The 18,090-nt window shown below is 63.8% G+C and carries 16 protein-coding genes; 4 read left to right on the plus strand and 12 right to left on the minus strand.

What is annotated here, in order from left to right; genetic code table 11:
• Positions 1 to 40 precede the first annotated feature (40 nt).
• Genes BJ984_RS00200 through BJ984_RS00220 form a run of 5 tightly spaced genes read right to left on the minus strand, consistent with a single transcriptional unit; the run spans position 41 to position 5,084 of the window.
• On the minus strand, positions 41 to 844 hold the full coding sequence (locus BJ984_RS00200; RefSeq protein ID WP_179546316.1) for a polysaccharide pyruvyl transferase family protein: 804 nt from the start codon (positions 842 to 844) through the stop codon (positions 41 to 43).
• On the minus strand, positions 835 to 1,752 hold the full coding sequence (locus BJ984_RS00205; protein ID WP_179546317.1) for a hypothetical protein: 918 nt from the start codon (positions 1,750 to 1,752) through the stop codon (positions 835 to 837). Before BJ984_RS00205 ends, BJ984_RS00200 begins: the two co-directional genes overlap by 10 nt.
• A gap of 12 nt (positions 1,753 to 1,764) precedes the next feature.
• Entirely contained in the window at positions 1,765 to 3,258 is a 1,494-nt protein-coding gene (locus BJ984_RS00210; RefSeq protein ID WP_246306411.1) for a lipopolysaccharide biosynthesis protein, read from the minus strand.
• The gene (locus BJ984_RS00215; RefSeq protein ID WP_179546319.1) at positions 3,255 to 4,046 is read right to left on the minus strand and encodes a polysaccharide pyruvyl transferase family protein; all 792 of its coding nucleotides are present in this window, start codon (positions 4,044 to 4,046) and stop codon (positions 3,255 to 3,257) included. Before BJ984_RS00215 ends, BJ984_RS00210 begins: the two co-directional genes overlap by 4 nt.
• The gene (locus BJ984_RS00220; RefSeq protein WP_179546320.1) at positions 4,047 to 5,084 is read right to left on the minus strand and encodes a glycosyltransferase; all 1,038 of its coding nucleotides are present in this window, start codon (positions 5,082 to 5,084) and stop codon (positions 4,047 to 4,049) included.
• A 300-nt stretch (positions 5,085 to 5,384) separates the two neighbouring features.
• Between BJ984_RS00220 and BJ984_RS00225 the strand changes: the two genes are divergently transcribed.
• On the plus strand, positions 5,385 to 6,443 hold the full coding sequence (locus tag BJ984_RS00225) for a polysaccharide pyruvyl transferase family protein (RefSeq protein WP_246306502.1): 1,059 nt from the start codon (positions 5,385 to 5,387) through the stop codon (positions 6,441 to 6,443).
• Between the two features lie 33 nt (positions 6,444 to 6,476).
• On the opposite strand, the gene BJ984_RS00230 is transcribed toward BJ984_RS00225, so the two are convergent.
• From BJ984_RS00230 to BJ984_RS00240, 3 genes are all read right to left on the minus strand, one after another.
• Entirely contained in the window at positions 6,477 to 7,889 is a 1,413-nt protein-coding gene (locus tag BJ984_RS00230; protein ID WP_179546322.1) for a tyrosine-protein kinase domain-containing protein, read from the minus strand.
• Between the two features lie 210 nt (positions 7,890 to 8,099).
• Positions 8,100 to 8,705, minus strand: coding sequence for an arsenate reductase/protein-tyrosine-phosphatase family protein (locus BJ984_RS00235; protein ID WP_179546323.1), 606 nt, complete (start codon positions 8,703 to 8,705; stop codon positions 8,100 to 8,102).
• An 11-nt stretch (positions 8,706 to 8,716) separates the two neighbouring features.
• Positions 8,717 to 10,330, minus strand: a complete 1,614-nt coding sequence (locus BJ984_RS00240) for a tyrosine-protein kinase domain-containing protein (RefSeq protein ID WP_179546324.1) — start codon at positions 10,328 to 10,330, stop codon at positions 8,717 to 8,719.
• A 100-nt stretch (positions 10,331 to 10,430) separates the two neighbouring features.
• Between BJ984_RS00240 and BJ984_RS00245 the strand changes: the two genes are divergently transcribed.
• Complete coding sequence (locus BJ984_RS00245; protein ID WP_179546325.1) at positions 10,431 to 11,384, plus strand: nucleotidyltransferase family protein; 954 nt, start codon at positions 10,431 to 10,433, stop codon at positions 11,382 to 11,384.
• A gap of 21 nt (positions 11,385 to 11,405) precedes the next feature.
• Here BJ984_RS00245 and BJ984_RS00250 read toward each other — a convergent pair whose 3' ends face one another.
• Both BJ984_RS00250 and BJ984_RS00255 read right to left on the minus strand, forming a co-directional pair.
• Positions 11,406 to 13,232 carry a DUF4012 domain-containing protein gene (locus tag BJ984_RS00250; protein ID WP_179546326.1) on the minus strand — a complete coding sequence of 609 codons (1,827 nt, stop codon included), beginning with the start codon at positions 13,230 to 13,232 and terminating at the stop codon, positions 11,406 to 11,408.
• An 80-nt stretch (positions 13,233 to 13,312) separates the two neighbouring features.
• Positions 13,313 to 14,629, minus strand: a complete 1,317-nt coding sequence (locus tag BJ984_RS00255; protein ID WP_179549231.1) for a UDP-glucose dehydrogenase family protein — start codon at positions 14,627 to 14,629, stop codon at positions 13,313 to 13,315.
• A 167-nt stretch (positions 14,630 to 14,796) separates the two neighbouring features.
• Between BJ984_RS00255 and BJ984_RS19000 the strand changes: the two genes are divergently transcribed.
• Positions 14,797 to 15,798 carry a glycosyltransferase gene (locus tag BJ984_RS19000; RefSeq protein ID WP_179546327.1) on the plus strand — a complete coding sequence of 334 codons (1,002 nt, stop codon included), beginning with the start codon at positions 14,797 to 14,799 and terminating at the stop codon, positions 15,796 to 15,798.
• Between the two features lie 15 nt (positions 15,799 to 15,813).
• Here BJ984_RS19000 and BJ984_RS00265 read toward each other — a convergent pair whose 3' ends face one another.
• Together BJ984_RS00265 and BJ984_RS18840 are read right to left on the minus strand one after the other, a co-directional pair.
• On the minus strand, positions 15,814 to 16,329 hold the full coding sequence (locus tag BJ984_RS00265; RefSeq protein ID WP_271206498.1) for a YdcF family protein: 516 nt from the start codon (positions 16,327 to 16,329) through the stop codon (positions 15,814 to 15,816).
• 78 nt (positions 16,330 to 16,407) lie between these two features.
• Positions 16,408 to 16,530 (minus strand): hypothetical protein, encoded by a 123-nt coding sequence (locus BJ984_RS18840; protein ID WP_256430671.1) that lies wholly within the window; start codon positions 16,528 to 16,530, stop codon positions 16,408 to 16,410.
• Between the two features lie 114 nt (positions 16,531 to 16,644).
• Between BJ984_RS18840 and BJ984_RS00270 the strand changes: the two genes are divergently transcribed.
• Entirely contained in the window at positions 16,645 to 18,087 is a 1,443-nt protein-coding gene (locus BJ984_RS00270; RefSeq protein WP_179546329.1) for a phytoene desaturase family protein, read from the plus strand.
• Positions 18,088 to 18,090: the final 3 nt, after the last annotated feature.

Below are 18,090 nucleotides of genomic sequence, written 5' to 3' on the forward strand. Positions count from 1 at the left end.
CCCGGTGGCGTTGGTGTGAACTTACCAGATCGAAGGTCGGCTACTGACTGGTGAGCAGACCGCCAGCTTCGAGCTCCTGGGCCGAGGGAAAGTCGAACGCGGCGAGCCGGGTCCCGAGGTCGATCGCACCGGGCTTCGGCAGCTGCTGAACGGCGTGAAGGTCACCAGGAGTCGTCCACTCGACCCCGACTGACGCGTAGTAGTCGCGGTACTTAACCTCCGGCTCAGGATTGCTTGGCTGAACGAGCAGGCACGGACGACCCAGCGCATGAGCGAAGATGATCCCATGTAGTGATGAGGAGTAGACGAACTCCGACTTCAGGATCTCCGTCACGAGGTCTCCTGCGGTGCTGTCGATGTCGATGACCCTGAGCTTCCGCGAGCTGCGGAATCGATTGCGGTCCCGATAGTGCGGAATGAAAGAGACACGGCCCGGGACGACTGCAGTGGTGAGCCTGTCCTTGAAGACCTCACCGACCAGAAGCCCGGGGTCGAGCTCGAAGCGTACGTCCGAGATGTCGAAGCCCGCATCACGGAGCGCTGAAAGAGTGAATGGTCCACGTACGCCTCGGATGCGCACCCCATCGGTGGGCGGAATGGGCGTTCCTTTGGTGCCCACGCCGCAAATGATGTCTTCGGCGAGCATCCGGTGCACGATCGACCCGACCAGCAGGAGTCGGCGCCCCTCGTCCGACACATTCTCGGTGTCGGTCGAGTACAGGTAGCGGATCAGGTCGGTGTTGTAGATGTCCCCAGCGTTGCCAATGCGGAGCGCGCTCTTCCTCGACCGGAGTAGCCTCCTCGATCGATCTGCGCCGTCCCAGTAGAAGCTCCTCAGCGCCAAAGCGATTCCTCCGATGTCGTAGCGATTCCGAATGCGACGTCGTTGACGCCGTAACTCAACAGGATGTCGCCCCCGTGTTGACTGATGCCCGCGAAATAGGTTGCTGAGAGCAAGTTCGGGTTGTGGGCACCGCGTCTGGGCAACATGGAGCGGAGCGAATGCACGAGACGTTTTCGAGACACTCTGGCCGACACCACCCCTGCACCGTCATCCCTGATCTCCACTAACCGGCCGAAGTAGGTCCGCTTCGGCCCGATTGAGAGCTTCTCGTGGGCAATCAAGAGCATCCGGTCAGGCAATACCAGTGGCTGGGTGCCGATCGACCAGGCGCCGAGGGTATCGCCCGCGACCGGAGCGATGGGATCCCTCGTGAACACGAGCTCATCCTCGGTCCCAAGACGTCCCGATATCGCCCGGAGGAGCGTGTATGGGTGGAGCGAATAGATTGCCCTGAGTCCTTCGTCGGCTGCTTCGAAGAACGCCCAGTTCTTTTCGACGCGGCTGCGGCCCCCCTCTACCCGGCACCGCTGAAGGGGACCTGGTTCAGGGGTCAGCCGGAACAGGTAGATGTCGTTGTCCGCGTTCGACCTGTAGCCAGTATTGAAGGTGACGTACATATCGCCCTGCAGGATGAGCAACTTGGGATCCGCGACGGGCGCGACTCCGGATCGGCCGGCCAGGTTCGTGAGGTCGAGAGGGACACTCCACGTCCCGCCTCCATCGGCTGCTTTGGATGATGCGTATGCCCGAAAAGCCTTCTCGCCGTTGACTCGTGCTCGGTACGCCGCGTAGTACCTCGAGCCGTTCAGCCTCACGCTCACATTGAAAATGTTCTGCTGATCGTTCGACGCGGAGAGCGCTCGCAGTTCGTCGACCAGCCCCGACTCATTTAATTTGTGCAGCTGCACGATGCACTCCCTTCACGTCGATTTGGGCCGGCGTCGTACGAAGTCGCCCAGGACGCTCCCTACGGCTGCACGATTCTCGTCACCAGCGAAGAGCCACGCGAGAGGGAGATACAGAACAGCCGAGACTAGGGCGACAGGAACGGCGAAAGCCCAGAACGGCTGACTCACTTCAGCCCACGGAGTGAACTGCATGCCGACGATGAACGCGGCCGACGGAAGGAAGGCTGCCAGGCTCCGAAGCACCTGGCCGGAATACTTCAAAGCGGGCATCTCCACGTATCGCCTCAGAACGATCAACCGAACCGGCCAGAAAAGCAGCACTCTCACCGATCTGCTGAGGGCAACAGCCAGCACGCCGAACGGTGCTGCTGCGAGGAGCAGAAGAATGCCGAAGATGTTCTGACTGAGGGACAGAAGGAAGGACTGCCGCACGGCCCCCAGGGCAAGCAGCGCTGGACCGTCGAACGAGGTGACGGCAAGAAGCGCGGCCGAGGGAGCCAGGAGTTGGAAGATGGGGGTTGACGGGCCCCAGTCGCCCCCGACCAGGAATGGGAGGATCTGTTCCGCCAGCAGCGCGATCGTTCCGAAGACCATGATCGCAATCCCGGCCGTGACGAAGGTCATTCGCATCATCGCACGCCGGAGGCGTGGAAGGTCGTCCTGCACGCGTGAGAACGTAGTCAGGGATATCCGGCCGATCACCGAAGTAATGAGCTCACTCAGGAGGATTAACGCTCTCTGAGCGACGTAGTAGTAACCCAACGTCGTCGGTCCGAAGAGCGCGCCCACCAGGAGCTTGTCGATGTTCGCCTGCGCATAGGTCATCAGATCGATGCCCAGAGATCCAGCGCCGAACCCGACCATCGATCGGAGCGATTCCCGGGAAAACCGGAAAGCAGGCCGCCAGGTCCCACGAAGCCACAGCACGACCGCCGCGACAGCCACCGACACCAGGGTCTGCACCACGAGGGCCCATACCCCCGCACCTGCGAGCGCCAGGGGCACTGCGACGGCGGCTCCCGCGAGGGTGCCGGAGAGCTGACGCACCGACAACGCCTTGAACTTCAGTTCCCGCTCCAGCATCGCCGCAGGCACGCTCGAGACGGCGGCGATCGGGAGCGATAGCCCCATGATCTGAAGGACGAGCCCGAGCCGTGGTTCACCCAACAAGGCCCCGAGGAGGGGAGCCGTGGCTGCCAATAGTGCGTAAAGCAGGACCGAGAGGCCCACGGAGGTCCAGAAGGCTGTCGAGGAGTCCACGAGAGTCACCGTCTTCCGCTGAACCAGCACTCGGCTGATACTCGAATCGACAAAGACGAGGAGCACCCCAGTGAAGATGGTGGCAAGTGACAGCAGCCCGAAATCCTCGACGGCGATCAAGCGGGTGAGAATCGCGAAGACTAGAAAGCTCGTCACGCGAGCGCCCCATTTCTCCAACGCGACCCAGAACACCGCGTGCGATGTGCGACGCCGGAGGTCATCGGCACCGTCACCAGCGATACTCATTCACCACCGACCCAGAGGTCACTCGGGAACGCAGCCATCAGAGGAGCTGGGTCCCAATCAGGAAGCGACTCGCCACCCATCGACAGCGCTTCGTCAACCGACTCGGCTACCCCGAAGGTCTCACGTCCCGTTCCCCGGTAGTAATCCTCATACTTGAAGAGCGGCTCCGTCGACGAGCGAACCAGGCGCGCCCTGATACCGAAGCTCTCCGCGACGATGACACCGTGCAGAGAGCTTCCGACGACGAAATCGGCCGCTGCGATGCGCTTCACGACCTCCCAGAGCGGCGCGGTGGGGTCGATCACGTCACTGCGATGCTGCACCCGCGCATGGTCGTGAAGGTTGGGTATGACCACATGATCGACTTCGGCCACCCCGCGAGCCACCTCACGACGATCCCAGAGGTGCCCGACCAACAGCCCGGGATCTCCGTATACCGCCGGCGACTTGATCCCCTGTTCCGCAAGGAAGGCACGGGTCAGAGGGCCTCGAACCGCTCGTACGTCGAGCTTCGTGGCCGTGAATGGCTCTGACATCGTCTTGCCGTTGACCCCGGTGCCCCACACCACATCGCCATCGCGGGCCATCCGCATAATCGAGCCGACCGATACCAGCCGGCGATCTCTAGCTGGTGGGGTGAGAGATTGCCGCGCGACCATCTCGTCGACGATGACGGGACCCAGCAGGTCACCAAAATTATTGACGGGCCGACGGATCGGGATGAGCTTACCGACGAGCCCGGGTAGGACTCGTCGCGAGGGATTCCAGTGCACCACCTCGACTGCCATCTACCGCCCCTTGGCCATGTCGCGCGCTTTGCGGTAGACGTCACCGTGCTTCCGGCCCACACTCGCCCAATCGCGCGAGTCGAATGTCGGATGCGCGTCACCCGGTCTGTCGAGTGCCGCTACCTCCTCCAACGTCCCCTCGATGATCTCGCTCGAGAGCTCGCCAGTATAGAACCAGATCCATCCCGGGCCCACCTCCTGACTGATCGATCGGTTGACCGGGGTATCGAGGGTGAGCACCGGACGACCGAGAGAGAGAGCCACGAGCAAAATCCCGGAATTGTGCATCTCCCGGTACGGGAGCACGATCAGCTGGGCAGCTGTGACCTCCGCCACCATCTCCTTGTCCGCCACGAACTCGAGCCGAGCGCTCACGCGTGGGTCATCGGCCTCCGCCTGCAGGACGAGCCGCCGCATTGCATCTGAATTAGGTCGCCCCACGATCCGGAGGCTGAGACCGGGTGTGTCGATCTCCGCGAAGCGATCGATGAGGGTGTCGATACCTTTATATGGGCGCACTAGCCCGAAGTAGAGGACGCGCCCGGGTTGCTGAACCGCTCGCGGATGAACCGAGAAGCGTTCGACGTAATCACCGTGGAGGATCAGCTCGGGGCTTTCTCCGTTGATTGTCGTTACCGGGTTGAGCGCAATGTACTTATGCACACGACCGTCGAGCGCAGCGGTCAATCTCGCCTCCAGTGGATGACCGGATTCGTGCGGAGTGAGGTTGTGCAGCGTGCGAACCACACCAATCCGATCCCGCTTGAGCTTGCGCAGCAACCGCGGGAGACGCACCAGGGAGAGCAGAGCGTCTCGCTTGCTTACCCCTCGCACGAGGAACTCCGGCCAATGGATGTGCAACACGTCGTAGTGGCCGTGTAACGCGTTCTTCCAGTCGAAGAACGTCACGGTGACGCCCGGAGGGGCGCTGTGAAGCATCTGGGTCGCGAATGTCGTGTCGGGGCCTGGCGGCTTGATGGCATGAAGAACGGTGAGATCCTCGTCGATCGTCACGCCCATTTCGTCGGTTCCGGGCACGGTGGGATCCCCTCGAATTGACCGTTGAGATTGGCCCGGACACGCAAGCGAACGGGCACCAACTCGTTCATAGTAACGGAACGGTACATCGCCCAGGACAGCCATTACATGTGCGGGCGGAATGACCGAACAGCTAGAATGTGTCCCGTCGACAAGGAGTTAGCCGCGGCCGCATACGATTGCGGATTCCGATTGTCGACGACAGGGCCCATCGCTGCCGCCCGAACTGATCTCATCTGGATGCCCTTCGCAGGGCGGGCCGTACCCAGTGCAACCAGCTCCTACGGAAGGGCCGTGACAATGCGAGGAAAACCGGCAACCGAGGGCACTGTCTACGCGTGGCTACTCGGTCAAGACGATAACGTCGGCGACACCGTCCTCAGGCGGGAGTACGCGAATGTGTTGCGCCAACGCGGACCCGTCGTTGCGCATGTCGGAGACGCCTCGGATAGCTACATCAGCGGTCTCGGCCTGAAAGCCGGTGAGCATGTCCACCGACGCTTCCTGCCCTGGGTGAGGGAGTTGCGCCGCGCGTCGAAAGAAGGCCCGGTCACGGTAGCCATCAATTCTGGTGAGTTCGCTTTGTCACGTCTCTATGCCCTGATGGCCCTGCCTCTGCTCCCGACGCTTCGGACTGTGCACAGGCGCGGCGGTAAGGTCGTGTGGCTCGGTGCCGCCGTGCCATACAAAGGCCGATGGTGGCTCGACTGGGTGTTCACCGACCTCTTCGCCAATGTCGATCTGGTCAAGTGGCGCGACAATGCGAGCGCTCAGGTGTTCGAGGTAGCACCGTGGATGCCGGATTGGGCCTTCGCAGCCGTCCCCGGCGGGCAGGACAGGGAGCGAACCACACTCGGCGTCTCCCTCCGCTTCGATCGTCCCTATCCTTCGGCGGAGTGGCTGACAGCGGTGCGCGATCTTTCGCAACGTCTAGGACTGGATGTGGTCGCGGTCGCCCAGGTGCAGCGTGATTCGGACTGTGCGCGGCAACTCGCTGCTGACCTTGGAGGCCGTGCGGTGGTGTTCGACGGCGGAAGTCACGTGGAGCAGGAGCGGATCGTGCGAGACGAGTACCGATCCATGCAGGTCATGCTGAGTGACCGGCTGCACGGCCTGATCATGTCTGCGACGGAGGGCGTGGTCCCGCTTGCCTGGTGCGAGGCGGCTACGGAGAAGATAGACCGTCATCTTTCGCCCGTCGGGCTGGGCTTCGCCACGGTTCCACCCGGCGAGCTTCTCACCTCGATGTCCGGTCTCGACAGAGCGACCGTCGCTACGCTGGCGGAAACGACCAGATCTTCGATCTCAGCGGCCTCCGCCGAACTCTCCCTCGTCCGCTCAGAAGTAGCGACGCTCTAGCCGAGAGTGAGCTGACGGGACACTTGCGTGCCGTTACTTTCGGCCCCGCCGACGGCGCTGCTTCGACATCAATTCCCCCGCAGTACTTCCACCGTAGTAGCTGTACTCGCTTGCTCCGTAGGAATCCGGGCCTTGGCTGGGAAGCATCGTCAGCACGATCCCAATCACTCGACTCGACGTCTGGGTGAGGTTCCTCAACGCCGCAGTCAGTTCGGACTTCTTAACCTTTCCAGCAGCTGCGACGACGATCGCACCCGCGGTGATACTGCTCAAGACGACCGCGTCCGTCACCGGAAGAAGCGGGGGCGTGTCAAGGAGAACGTAATCGGCGCGGTCGTTCAGCGCTGCGAGGAGCTCCACCATGGCGTCAGACCCCAGGAGTTCGCTCGGGTTCGGCGGCAGCTGACCCGCTGGTAACACCAGCAAGTTTTTCGTTCCCCAATGCTGCAAGACGTCTTCGAGAGCGGCCTGCCCGATGAGTACGTCGGTGAGCCCCGCGGCACCTTCGATCCCCATGTAACTCGCGAGAGCGGGCAACCGGAGATCGGCATCGATGAGCACGACGCGGGCGCCCGTCTCTGCCAGCGCAAGAGCCAGGTTCGCCGTCGTCGTACTCTTACCCTCGCCCGGAATGGCAGACGTCACGACGAAGGCTCGGTTGTCTTTATTCATATTCACGAAGCGCAGGTTGGTTCGAAGGCCTCTGAATGACTCCGCACGCGGATTCCGAGGATCCGTGTGAACGATCAGCGGATGTCGGTTCGACTCCGCATCGAAAGTCGTCGCACCCAGAATCGGCACCTGAGTGAGACCCTCGACATCTTGACGTCCGTGCACGCGCGTGTCCAGGGTCGACCGAAGGACCGCTCCCGCCACACCGACCACCAACCCCACCATTCCGCCGAGGGCGATGTTGAAGGGCAGATTCGGGCTCGCAGGGGAGATTGACTGCTCCGCAGGTTGGACGGTCTGGATTTTCACCAGACTCGGGCCCCCACCGGATGGCTGCTCCAACTCGACCACCACATTCTGCAAACTGCTCGCAGTTGCGTTTGCAATCTCTGCTGCCAGCCTCGGGTCACGATCGGTCGCGGCGATCTCTATGATGACGGTGCCTACTGGTGAGGACGCCGAAATTCGTTGAGCGAGCTCTGCTGGCGTCGTGTCCAGTTGGAGCTCCTCGATGACGGGACTGAGTACCGAGCGGCTCCCGACGATCGCGAGATAGGACTGGACCTTCTGCTGCGCGTAACTGTTCCCCTGCACCAATTCGCCCGCGCTGGAAGCACCGGTGCTCTGCACGGAGACGAAGATGTTCGTCACCGACTTGAACATCGGAGTAGCAAGAATGCCTGACGCAGCCCCGACCGCGACACCAAGAAGGGCGGTCATCGCTATGATCAACCAACCTTTGCGAAGCACGCGGATATAATCCTCAAGAGTCATGCGGAACACCTCTCACCGTCAGCCAATGCGGCCAGACCGATCAGTCCACAGTTCAGACCGTGCCTGCACTTTCGCTGTCATTGTTCCACAGCAGGCCTGATCTAACCCAACGCTCGGCCCCGACCATGTCAGGCCGACCGGGGTATCGATCCGGAGGCCGCCATAGGTCATTCACGAGGCCTATAAGCACGTGCGAGGGCTTCATTGCCGTTAGGACGCAGAACGAATCTGAAGTGCCATCTGGTCGACGAGCCCGATGATCCGCGAGCCCACACGTTCGTGAGTCTCATCCGACCGTCGATAGGGGTCCTCGATGTCGTCGGAATCGGAGAGCGTTACCATGCTCCGGAACCGGGATGCATCCAGCACCGTCTCGAACAAACTGCGGCCTGCAACCTGATCGGGAAGAGCTACCTCAACCGGGTGCTCGTCCAGGATTCGGACGAACTCCGACAAAGTGAAGGTCCGCTTGAGTGCGAAAGGGAACTCTCGAGCGATCTCGGATCTCTGTTCACGCGTCATTGTGATGACGAGAGTCGACGCACGGAGAATGCTCGGGGTGATCTGGCGCGCCGCGTGGTCGGGGATCGCTCCGGCTCGTTCCGCTATCTTCTTGGGGAGAGTATCCATCGGCGCTCCGACTACCCCTTGGAGCCCGGCACTCGCGATATCGAGTCCGTCACCCGCAGTTGCCGCCAAACGGGCACGAAGCACTTTTTCAGCTAGCGGAGAACGACATATGTTGCCGGTACAGACGAAGAGAATCGCTGGGGGGCCGGGGGGAGGCGTGGGTTTTCCGAAAAGATCGTCGATCATGGCTCAAAATCCTAGAGACTTGGTTGCCTGCGGAGTTCGCGGCGGGTGAGGGGTGGCGCCGCCTCCGGGAAGGTCGATGACGCTGCAGGGACGTCGCCAGACACACCCGGGGTGGGAAGGACGGCTACCTGCGGCTCGATCGCATCCACCGGAGGATCGGCGCGCGCGTAATCGCCTCGGTACCCGTACCCGTAGATCGACCCGGCGCCTCGGCGGGGCACCCGGTTGAGGATGATTCCGAGCGGGCGACCATTGGCCCGTTTCAGGTTTTGCAGGGCCTTATTCATACCCTCGTACGAGGTCTTGCCCATGCTGGCGACTATAAGAGCACCGTCGGTGTTGTGCGAGAGGATCGCCGCGTCGGTCACGGGGATCAATGGCGGGGCATCGATCAGAACGATCGCGTGCTGCGCTAGCTCGGCGAGGAGGGTGTGCATCCTCTCGGACCCAAGGAGTTCACTCGGGTTGGGTGGAGTCTTTCCAGCAGTCAGGATCGCGAGGCGGCCTGAGGTACCCCATGACTGGAGAACATCGGAGATTCCCGAGCGACCGGACAGTACGTCTGTGAGGCCTGCGCCATCCACCAGGTTGAAAGTCTTCGAGACGGTCGGCCGGCGGAGATCGGCGTCGACGAGTACCACTCTCTGACCTCCCGCCGCGAGGGCGATGGCCAGGTTGGCGATGGTCGTCGACTTACCGTCGCCTGGGAGCGGGCTCGTTACGACAATGACTCGCGGCGGGTTGTCGACGTCCATGAACTGCAGGTTGGTCCGAACCTCGCGTAAGGCTTCGGCCACGGCCACGTCGTCGTCGGCCTTGTTCGAGTAGTCCGTCGCCCCGTCCATAGAAACGAGGCGGTCGACATCGGTGAAACGCTTGTCTATTGGAATGGAACCGATGACCGCGAGTCCGGTCTCCCGTTCCACCGCCTCCGCCGAGCGGATCCGACGGTCGAAGGTGTGACGGACAGCCGCGTATCCGATTGCCAGCGAGAGTCCAAGGAGGAGACCTATCGCGATCGCGAGCTTGGTGTTCGGCGAGGTGGGCGAGGAGGGCAGCACCGCGGAATCCAATGGCACGAGCTGCACGACGCCGTCCCCGGCGGCGGGATCCTGGTTGGGGTTCTCCAGCACCTGGATCTGCTGCGCAATGCCCCGGAGCCACGCCTCGGCCAGGTCACGCGCTTCCGTCGGAGTAGACCCTTCCGCGCTGACCTTCAGGAGCACCGTGTCGATTGGATTCGCTACGTCGATTCTGCCCACGAGCTGCTCCGGGCGAGTGTCAGTCAGACCCAGGTCATCGATGGCGAACTGAGCGACCGCACGCGAAGTACCGATATCTATGTACGACTTCACCTTCGACTGAGCGAGGTTGTCTCCGACGAGTGCGTTGCCCGTATCTGCGTTGCTCCCCGCAGAGACGAAACCGCTCGCATCGGCGGTGTAAACCTTGGGCTGCAGGAGGGCCCAGCCGAAGCCGGCAGCGCCTCCCAGGAGGATTAGCAGCGTCATCGCCACCCAATGGGCACGCAGAATCGGCAGGTACGACCGAAGCTCCATCAGTTCCTCTATCTCCGCGAGGAGCGAATCGAGCGCCCCGTGTTTCCCCACCGCTAATGGCCTCATCGGCCCAACTCGACCAGTGTACCTTTCGAGGCGCCTGAGGATCGGCGGCCTCCTGAATAACCCGATCACCAGGCCCACCCGGGTGGGATATCGTGACGCTATGACCGAAATGGGCGAGGTCGCACGAGTCGGTCAAACGGCCACCCTCACCGGCACCCACGCCATTCCTCTTGCGTGTGCGTCGGTGTCATACATCGCGCGGTCAGCAGGAGTCAGAGCGGTCGTCATTAAGGGTCTCATCGCGGAGGAGCACCGGCTGCGGCCCTCCCGCACGTCCGCCGATGTCGACGTGCTCGTCGATCCCGCGGGTTTTGAGGAGCTCATCGACGCCCTGGGCCGCCGGGGGTGGCACGAACGCGTTCATCTCTGGCTGTTCGATCGCCTCGAGGAACACTCGATGACGCTGATAAACGATCAATGGCCCGTCGACATCGACGTGCATCGCTACTTCCCCGGGTTCCTACTCCCCGCCCAAAGGGTGTTCGACGAGTTGTGGGCGCATCGCCGGGAGTTCACGGTCGCCGGCCAGCCGGTTGTCGGCACCGACGCCGCGGCTGCGTCAGCCATTGTCGCCTTGCACGCCTTGCGATGGATGCACAGCGATCGGAACGTCACGGAGTTTGACTTTCTGGCTGAGCACCTCCGTGCGCATCCGGCGGTCACGGCCGCGCTGGTACAGCTGGCCGCCCGCACGGGCAGCTCGGAAACGCTCGCGCCGCTCTTCGCGCGTCTCCGGGTCGAACAGGTCGAGGGCCCACGCACGCCGACGGGTGCTCTTGCTGCCTGGAACCGCCGGGTCGCGCATCCGTCTCGAACCGGCGAATGGTTCAGTTACTTCTTGCGCACGCCTAAGCGGGCCTGGCCGAGAGAGCTGGCGCAGGTGCTGTGGCCGGCCCGCGAGCTCTATCGACAGGATCATCCCGGCGTGCCAGACACCACCCGCGCTCTCTTCTTAGCGCGAGTCACCCGTCTGCGGAACGGAACGGGCGGGCTGCTCCGAATCGCCGTCAGCGACCTGGGCCGGCGAGCCGGGATATCTCGCCGCAAGCGATGACGCGGGGACCAGCCCCCATGATCAGCAGGTGAAGGCCAGTTCCTTCACCTCAGGCTGAGCTAGCATCGGCCCGACCAGCGTCTGGATGCTCTTCTCGGGCAGCGCCGACACATCGATGTCGATTGTGGAGGTCTGACTCTCGCCTGGTGCCGCCAGAATGACGCCTCGCGCCACCGGATACTCCTTGTCGACGCCGGTGAACGCCGCCTCCTGATCGGAGGAACCAGTGATGCTCGCGATGGTCGACCCCACGGGTGCGTAGACGTAGGTGAACACCCGCAGGTCACCCTGCGTGATCTTGAACCCGTTTCCGCCGGCGCCGGTGATGAACGGAGACAGGCCCTCGACCGCGGCAGGATCGAGGATGTTCGTGGCCGTCACGTGCACCCGGACGATTCGGTTGCCCGCCGCGCACTGCGCTTGGCCGACCTCGATCGTCGAGCGGAGGTAGTAGTCCATCTTCGATCCCAGGTAATCGCTGTAGTAGACGCCGATCTCATGGGCAGTGTCGGTGCTCTGGGGCAGACGGCCTGCGAGACCCGCGTCGCCGATCAGGCCCTGCACGGTCTCGTCGAGACTCGACGCGAGGATGCGCCGTTCCTGGCCGGCACGCTGCACGGCGGAGACGAACTTTGGCACGTCGACGTTTCCGCTCATCACTGAACTGAACATTTCGCCCGCAGCGCTGGCGAAGAAGGCATCCTGAGCGTCCGGGTCGTCAGAATAGGTCTGATAGACAGAATTCAGCAGCAAGTCAATGGCGTTCTCGGAGGTGAGCTTCGAGCCGTCGGCGAGATCGATCGAGCCGGTCGCCTCGAGAATGTAGGTCAGCGCGGTCGGGTCGATGAAGATGACCGTGTCAGGGGTCACGCCGCGCTGACTTCCCCACATCGAGCGGGTGAGGTCTGCGGCTACCTCCACACGAGGGGTCAAGGTGTTGTTCTGGCTCTGCAGGCCGAACGGCACGAGGAATAGCGCTCGGTCCTCTTTCGAGACGTGGCTGTTCGCGAACTCCTCCGACTCGAAGTCGAATTCACGACCCGACGTCTGTTGAGTGATGCTGACACGCCCCTGGTCGGCTGTCACCAGGATCTGCGCGCCGGCGATGCCCCCCAGCGGCCGCACCTCAGCGGAATTCTCGAAGATGAGCAGGTAGTTGCGAGGTCCGTCGGCACCGAGGAGGCCGGGAAGAACCGGTGCGAGCTCCTTCGCGGTGGCTATCGCGGGTTCGACGTCTCCGACGAGTGAATCGATCTGCGTGACGGCGTTTTTCACCGGCCCGATCAGTGCATCGGAGTCGATCGTCGAGATGTCGCTCTTCGCCTGCGTCAGAGCCGAACCGGCGCTGTCGATCACCGGGAGCACGTCCCGAATGGCCTGGAGATTCACCGCACCGTCGACCGGCTTGAACACTGCCGGCGACAGGCTGTCACCCAGAGCCACCGCCGGAACGACCGCGTCGTCGACGACGGCTGACACGCTGGTGGCCACGATCCGCACCGCCGACAGGTTCTGGCCGAAACCGGGCACAGCCTCGGCGATCGCCCAAGCCGGGTTCGCGGTGGCGTCTTTCGCCGCGGTCGTGTGCTCGGCAAGCTCGTCGACCTCGGATTGCGCCGACCCCGCCTCGCCGGCAAGCACCTTCTCCTTCACCGACGACAGGAGCGGTTGGGCCGCTTCGAGTTCGCTCTTGACCGTGAGCGCGCTCGAGGCCACCCAGGCCGCCGCGCCACCGACAACCACGAGCAGCAGCACCACACCCCCGACCACCCACGGCCAACGTCGACGCCGCTTCCGTCGCGATGGGGCGGTGCGGTCAGATCGGCGTCGGTAGGTTTCGTCGGTCACCTCGACAGTGTATTGCGCCGGGCCCGGGCGATCCTGAGCGAACCGCGAGACCCACGAGGCGAAGGGGCGACCCGTGACTCTTACGGGCGGCCCATGGCCTTGTAGTCCCATCCCGCTTCTCGCCAGACCCGGGAATCGAGCACGTTGCGGCCGTCGACGATCTTCTTGTCCGCCACGAGATCGGCAAGGTCCTCGGGGACCAGATCACGGTACTCGCGCCACTCGGTGAGCAGCAGCACGATGTCGGCATCGCGCACGGCCTCGGTGGCGTCGGCAACGAAGTGCAGCTGCGGATGCTTGCCTTGAGCGTTCTGGATGGCCTCGGGGTCAGTGGCGCTCACGATCGCACCGAGACCGTGCAGCTGCACCGTGATGTCGAGGGCGGGCGAATCGCGGATGTCGTCGGAGTCGGGCTTGAACGCCAATCCCAGCACGGCCACCTTCTTGTCGAAGGCCTGTCCGTCGAGCATCTCCACGACGAGGTCGACGACTCTCTGACGACGACGGAGGTTGATGGCGTCGATCTCCTTGAGGAAGGCGAGCGATTCGCCGCGGCCCAGCTCCTCGGCGCGAGCTCCGAAAGCGCGAATGTCCTTCGGAAGACAACCGCCCCCGAATCCGATGCCCGCGTTGAGGAATCGCCGGCCGATGCGCGCATCGAAGCCGATGGCGTCGGCCAGCTCAGTGATGTTCGCTCCGGTGACCTCCGCGATCTCGGCGATCGCGTTGATGAACGAGATCTTCGTTGCTAGAAAAGCATTCGCCGAGACCTTGACGAGCTCGGCCGTCGCGTAGTCCGTGACGACCAGCGGAGTGTCCTCGCTCAAAGCCGTCGCGTAGACCTCGTCGAGAACCGCCTGGCTCCATTGCGCCGTCTTGGGGTCGTCGGAGACGCCGTAGACGAGGCGGTCGGGTGAGATCGTGTCCTTGACGGCGAACCCCTCCCGCAAGAACTCGGGGTTCCACGCCAGGTCGGCACCCGGGACCGCTGCGCGCACCTTGGCCGCTAGGCGCGCGGCCGTGCCCACGGGAACCGTGGACTTGCCGACGACCAGGTCGCCCGCCTTCAAATACGGGAGCAGTGCGTCCAGAGCCGCATCGACGAAAGTCATGTCGGCGCTGTAGGAACCCGGCTTCTGCGGGGTTCCCACGGCGATGAAGTGCACGGTCGCCTCAGCCGCTGCCGACATCGAGGTCGAGAACGTCAGCCGGCCCGACGAGCTGGCGGATGTGAGGATCTCCGGTAGACCGGGCTCGAAGAATGGGGCCTCGCCGACCGCCAGAGCTGCGATCTTCCGCTCATCGACATCGATGCCGATGACCTCGTGCCCCAATTCCGCCATCGCAGCCGCGTGCACGGCCCCCAGGTAGCCGCAGCCGACAACGGACATCTTCATAGAGTCGTTCTCCTCATAAATGGACGGGCTTCGCAGATGCTGCCCCATCCATTCTTAGCAGGTGCACGCACGATGTCCGAAGCGACGACCAGTGGCCGGGCCAGTGCATCGGGGTAGTCTGCTCTATTGACACGACTGACATCGTGTCTATTGACACGACTGACATCGTGGAATTCTTCGCCGAGGCGCTTCACCCGAGCAGCCCGGGCGATCCGACTTGGGGAGACCGTTTGTCACAGGCGCTAGACAGTCTGCGCGGGAAGAAGCTACTGCTTGCCGCGTCGACCGGAGGCCATCTTTCGCAGCTGCACCGTTTGGCGGAGCTGATGGAACCCGCCGACGACTCATTGTGGGTCACGTTCGACAAGCCTCAGAGCAGGTCCATGCTGGCCGATCAGAGGCATCGCTTCATTCCGTACATCGCACCGCGCGATGCACGCCGCGTTCTCGGTGGAGCGAAGACCTTTCGCGAGATCCTGGCAGAGGAGGAATTCGACGCGGTCGTGAGCACCGGAGCGGCGATCGCCCTTTCCTCTCACCTCGTCGCTCAGCACCGCGGGCTGCGCACGATCTACATCGAGAGCGTCTCCCGCTTCGACGGCCCTTCGCTCACAGGACGCATCCTCCAGCGCGTCCCGCGAATCGAGCGCTACTGCCAGCACCCCGGGTACGACGCCCGGAAGTGGAAGCAGGAGTTCTCCGTTCTGGATGCCTACGCCTCGGATCCGACGTGGAAGCCGACGCAACCGCCGCGTTCCATTTTCGTCACCCTGGGGACGATCCATCCCTATCGCTTCGATCGCCTGGTCGACAGGCTGGTGTCCGTGGCCCCTCCCGAGACCAGGTTCACCTGGCAGCTCGGTTCCACGGCCCGTACTGACCTCCCGGGCGATGTCCACATCGAGATGTCGTCCACGGCGTTCGAGGCGGCCGCCACAGAGAGTGATCTCGTGATCACCCACGCTGGCGTCGGCACGATCATGGGATTGCTCGACATGCGGCGCCCGACCCTGGTGGTACCTCGCCGGCGAGGCTACCGCGAGCACGTCGACGATCATCAGCTGCAGATCACGCGGGAGGTCTCTCAGCGCGGACTGGCCGTCGCTGCTGAGGTCGACCAGATCGGAACCGGCACTCTCACTGCCGCCCTCGCGAAGAAGGTCCTCTGACACTCGCGTCGAGTGTCAGCAGTCCGGCGAGATGATCGCCTTGATCCAGGCGCCGGTCTGATACACGTATTCCGAGACCCAGCGTCCGAGGTCGTAGTCCCGGTGATCTGAGACGAATGCGACTCGATGGCCTTCATCCGAGCCCGGGATGCAGCGGTCGAAGAGCATGCGAGCTCGGCTGATGTGCGTGATGGATGTCACGACGATCATCGAGCGCCAGTCCTCTTCGGTGAGGAGCTCAGAGGCGAGCCGAGCCTCCCCCTGGGTTGTGAACGGGTCAGGTGTGATGCACTCCACGGGGTAGTCGGTGTCGCCTCGGCAGAGATCGCGCACGAGGGTGTGCTCGTCGTCATCCCGAACGTCCGCCGGCACCGAGATCACGATCTGATTCACTACGCCGTCGTCCACCAATTGCAGCGCGACACGCAGCCGCTGCACGGTCGGTGGGCCCAGGACCAGCACGGCGTCCGACCTGGTCGGTTGGTCGATGCGCGGAAACGCGTACGCCCAGGTGGTCACCGCGCCGAGCACGATCGTCAAGACGGCCGCCGCGGCGGCCACGATCAGGCCAAGACGCCGACTGGAGCGGGTGGAGGCGGTCAGGACGCGTCAGCCGTTGCTCGAGATGTCGCCGAGGCCCTCATCGTCGTAGAGCTCCTCCTCGAGGATCAGCTCTTCGATCTCGGGGTCTTCCGAGCTGTAGGCGTTCTCTTCGGGCGATTCTCTCTTCACGGGCTGCACTCCCTTTATGAGCGATCGAATGATGCCGCCGAGGTGACGGCTCGTGCGTCGAGACTATCGTCTGGCCAATGCGAGCCTGGCCTGAGCCGATGACATACTGGGGAGATGCCTGACGTCTCCGTGGTCGGCGGCGGACCGAATGGTCTCGCCGCGGCCGTGACGATGGCGCGAGCCGGGCTCTCGGTCGAACTCTACGAGCGATCCCCGACCCTGGGTGGCGGTGCCCGCACGATGGAGCTCACGCTCCCGGGCTTTCTCCACGATGTCGGTTCGGCCGTACATCCGATGGGCCTGGCATCGCCGTTCTTCAGGGCCTTCCAGCTCTCGCGCCGGATCCCGTTCCTCGTGCCAGAGGTCTCGTACGTGCATCCGCTCGCCGGTACGACTGCCGGCGTCGCCTATCGCGACCTCGACCAGACCGTCGACGAACTCGGCATAGACGGCGGCGCGTGGCGGCACCTCATGCGACCGCTGGTCGAGCACATCGACGGCGTCACGGATTTCACAGGCTCGCAGCTGCTCCGACTGCCGCGCGACCCGGTGACCGCCCTCCGTTTCGGCCTGCGAACCCTCGAGCAGGGCTCCCCCGCCTGGAACCTGCGATTCCGGGGCGACACGGCACCGGCCATGATCAGCGGCGTCTCTGCACACACGATCGGCCGGATGCCCTCGCTCGCGTCGTCCGGAGCAGGACTCGTGCTCGCCGCTCACGCCCACGCCCGGGGCTGGGCCATCCCGGTGGGCGGCAGCCAGTCGATCATCGACAGTATGCGACAGGATCTCGAAGCCCACGGTGGCGTCGTGCACACGGGCGTCGAGATCGACGACCTGCGATCCCTGCCGGAGAGCACTGCGACACTGCTCGACGTGTCGGCGGCCTCTCTGAAGAGGATCGCTGGCCCTGCCCTGCCCGACTCGTACCGGTCGCGCCTCGACCGGTTCCGGTTCGGCGACGGCATCGCGAAGGTCGACTTCGCTCTGTCCGCTCCCGTTCCTTGGGCTAACCCTGAAGCGCGTCGGACGGGGACACTCCATCTGGGCGGCACTCGAGCGGAACTCGCCCGCGCCGAGGCCGCGGTGGCGCGCGGAGAGCACGCGACGGCCCCCTACGTCCTGGTCTCCCAGCCAACAGTTCTCGACCCGAGCCGCGCACCGGCCGGCAAGCACGTGCTCTGGGCCTATATCCACGTGCCCCGCGGGTCGACCCTCGACCCGACCGCGGTGGTCACCGACGCCGTGGAGCGGTACGCCCCGGGTTTCCGGGACGTCATCGAGGCTTCGTCCGCCATGTCGGCGGCGGAGGTGGAACGCTACGATCCGAACTTCGTGGGAGGGGACATCTCGTCGGGGGCCCTGTCCATCCGGCAGATGCTGGCCCGCCCGGTGGTCTCGGCCCGACCATGGCGGACTCCCGCGCGGGGCGTCTACCTCGCCTCGTCGTCGACGCCCCCTGCTACCGGAGTCCACGGTCTCTGCGGCTATTACGCGGCCCGCACCGCCCTTCGAGACATGTTCTCTCTGCCTGTGCCGTCGCTGAGGATCGACTGACCC

The sequence above is a fragment of the Herbiconiux flava genome (genome assembly GCF_013409865.1).
GTDB lineage: Bacteria > Actinomycetota > Actinomycetes > Actinomycetales > Microbacteriaceae > Herbiconiux > Herbiconiux flava.

Coding starts and splice junctions, on each gene's coding strand:
- BJ984_RS00255 (WP_179549231.1), bottom strand. CDS start 14,629: ATGAAGATGTCCGTTGTCGGCTGCGGCTACCTGGGGGCCGTGCACGCG.
- BJ984_RS00230 (WP_179546322.1), bottom strand. CDS start 7,889: ATGACTCTTGAGGATTATATCCGCGTGCTTCGCAAAGGTTGGTTGATC.
- BJ984_RS00210 (WP_246306411.1), bottom strand. CDS start 3,258: ATGAGTATCGCTGGTGACGGTGCCGATGACCTCCGGCGTCGCACATCG.
- BJ984_RS00235 (WP_179546323.1), bottom strand. CDS start 8,705: ATGATCGACGATCTTTTCGGAAAACCCACGCCTCCCCCCGGCCCCCCA.
- BJ984_RS00245 (WP_179546325.1), top strand. CDS start 10,431: ATGACCGAAATGGGCGAGGTCGCACGAGTCGGTCAAACGGCCACCCTC.
- BJ984_RS00215 (WP_179546319.1), bottom strand. CDS start 4,046: ATGGCAGTCGAGGTGGTGCACTGGAATCCCTCGCGACGAGTCCTACCC.
- BJ984_RS00270 (WP_179546329.1), top strand. CDS start 16,645: ATGCCTGACGTCTCCGTGGTCGGCGGCGGACCGAATGGTCTCGCCGCG.
- BJ984_RS00225 (WP_246306502.1), top strand. CDS start 5,385: ATGCGAGGAAAACCGGCAACCGAGGGCACTGTCTACGCGTGGCTACTC.
- BJ984_RS00240 (WP_179546324.1), bottom strand. CDS start 10,330: ATGAGGCCATTAGCGGTGGGGAAACACGGGGCGCTCGATTCGCTCCTC.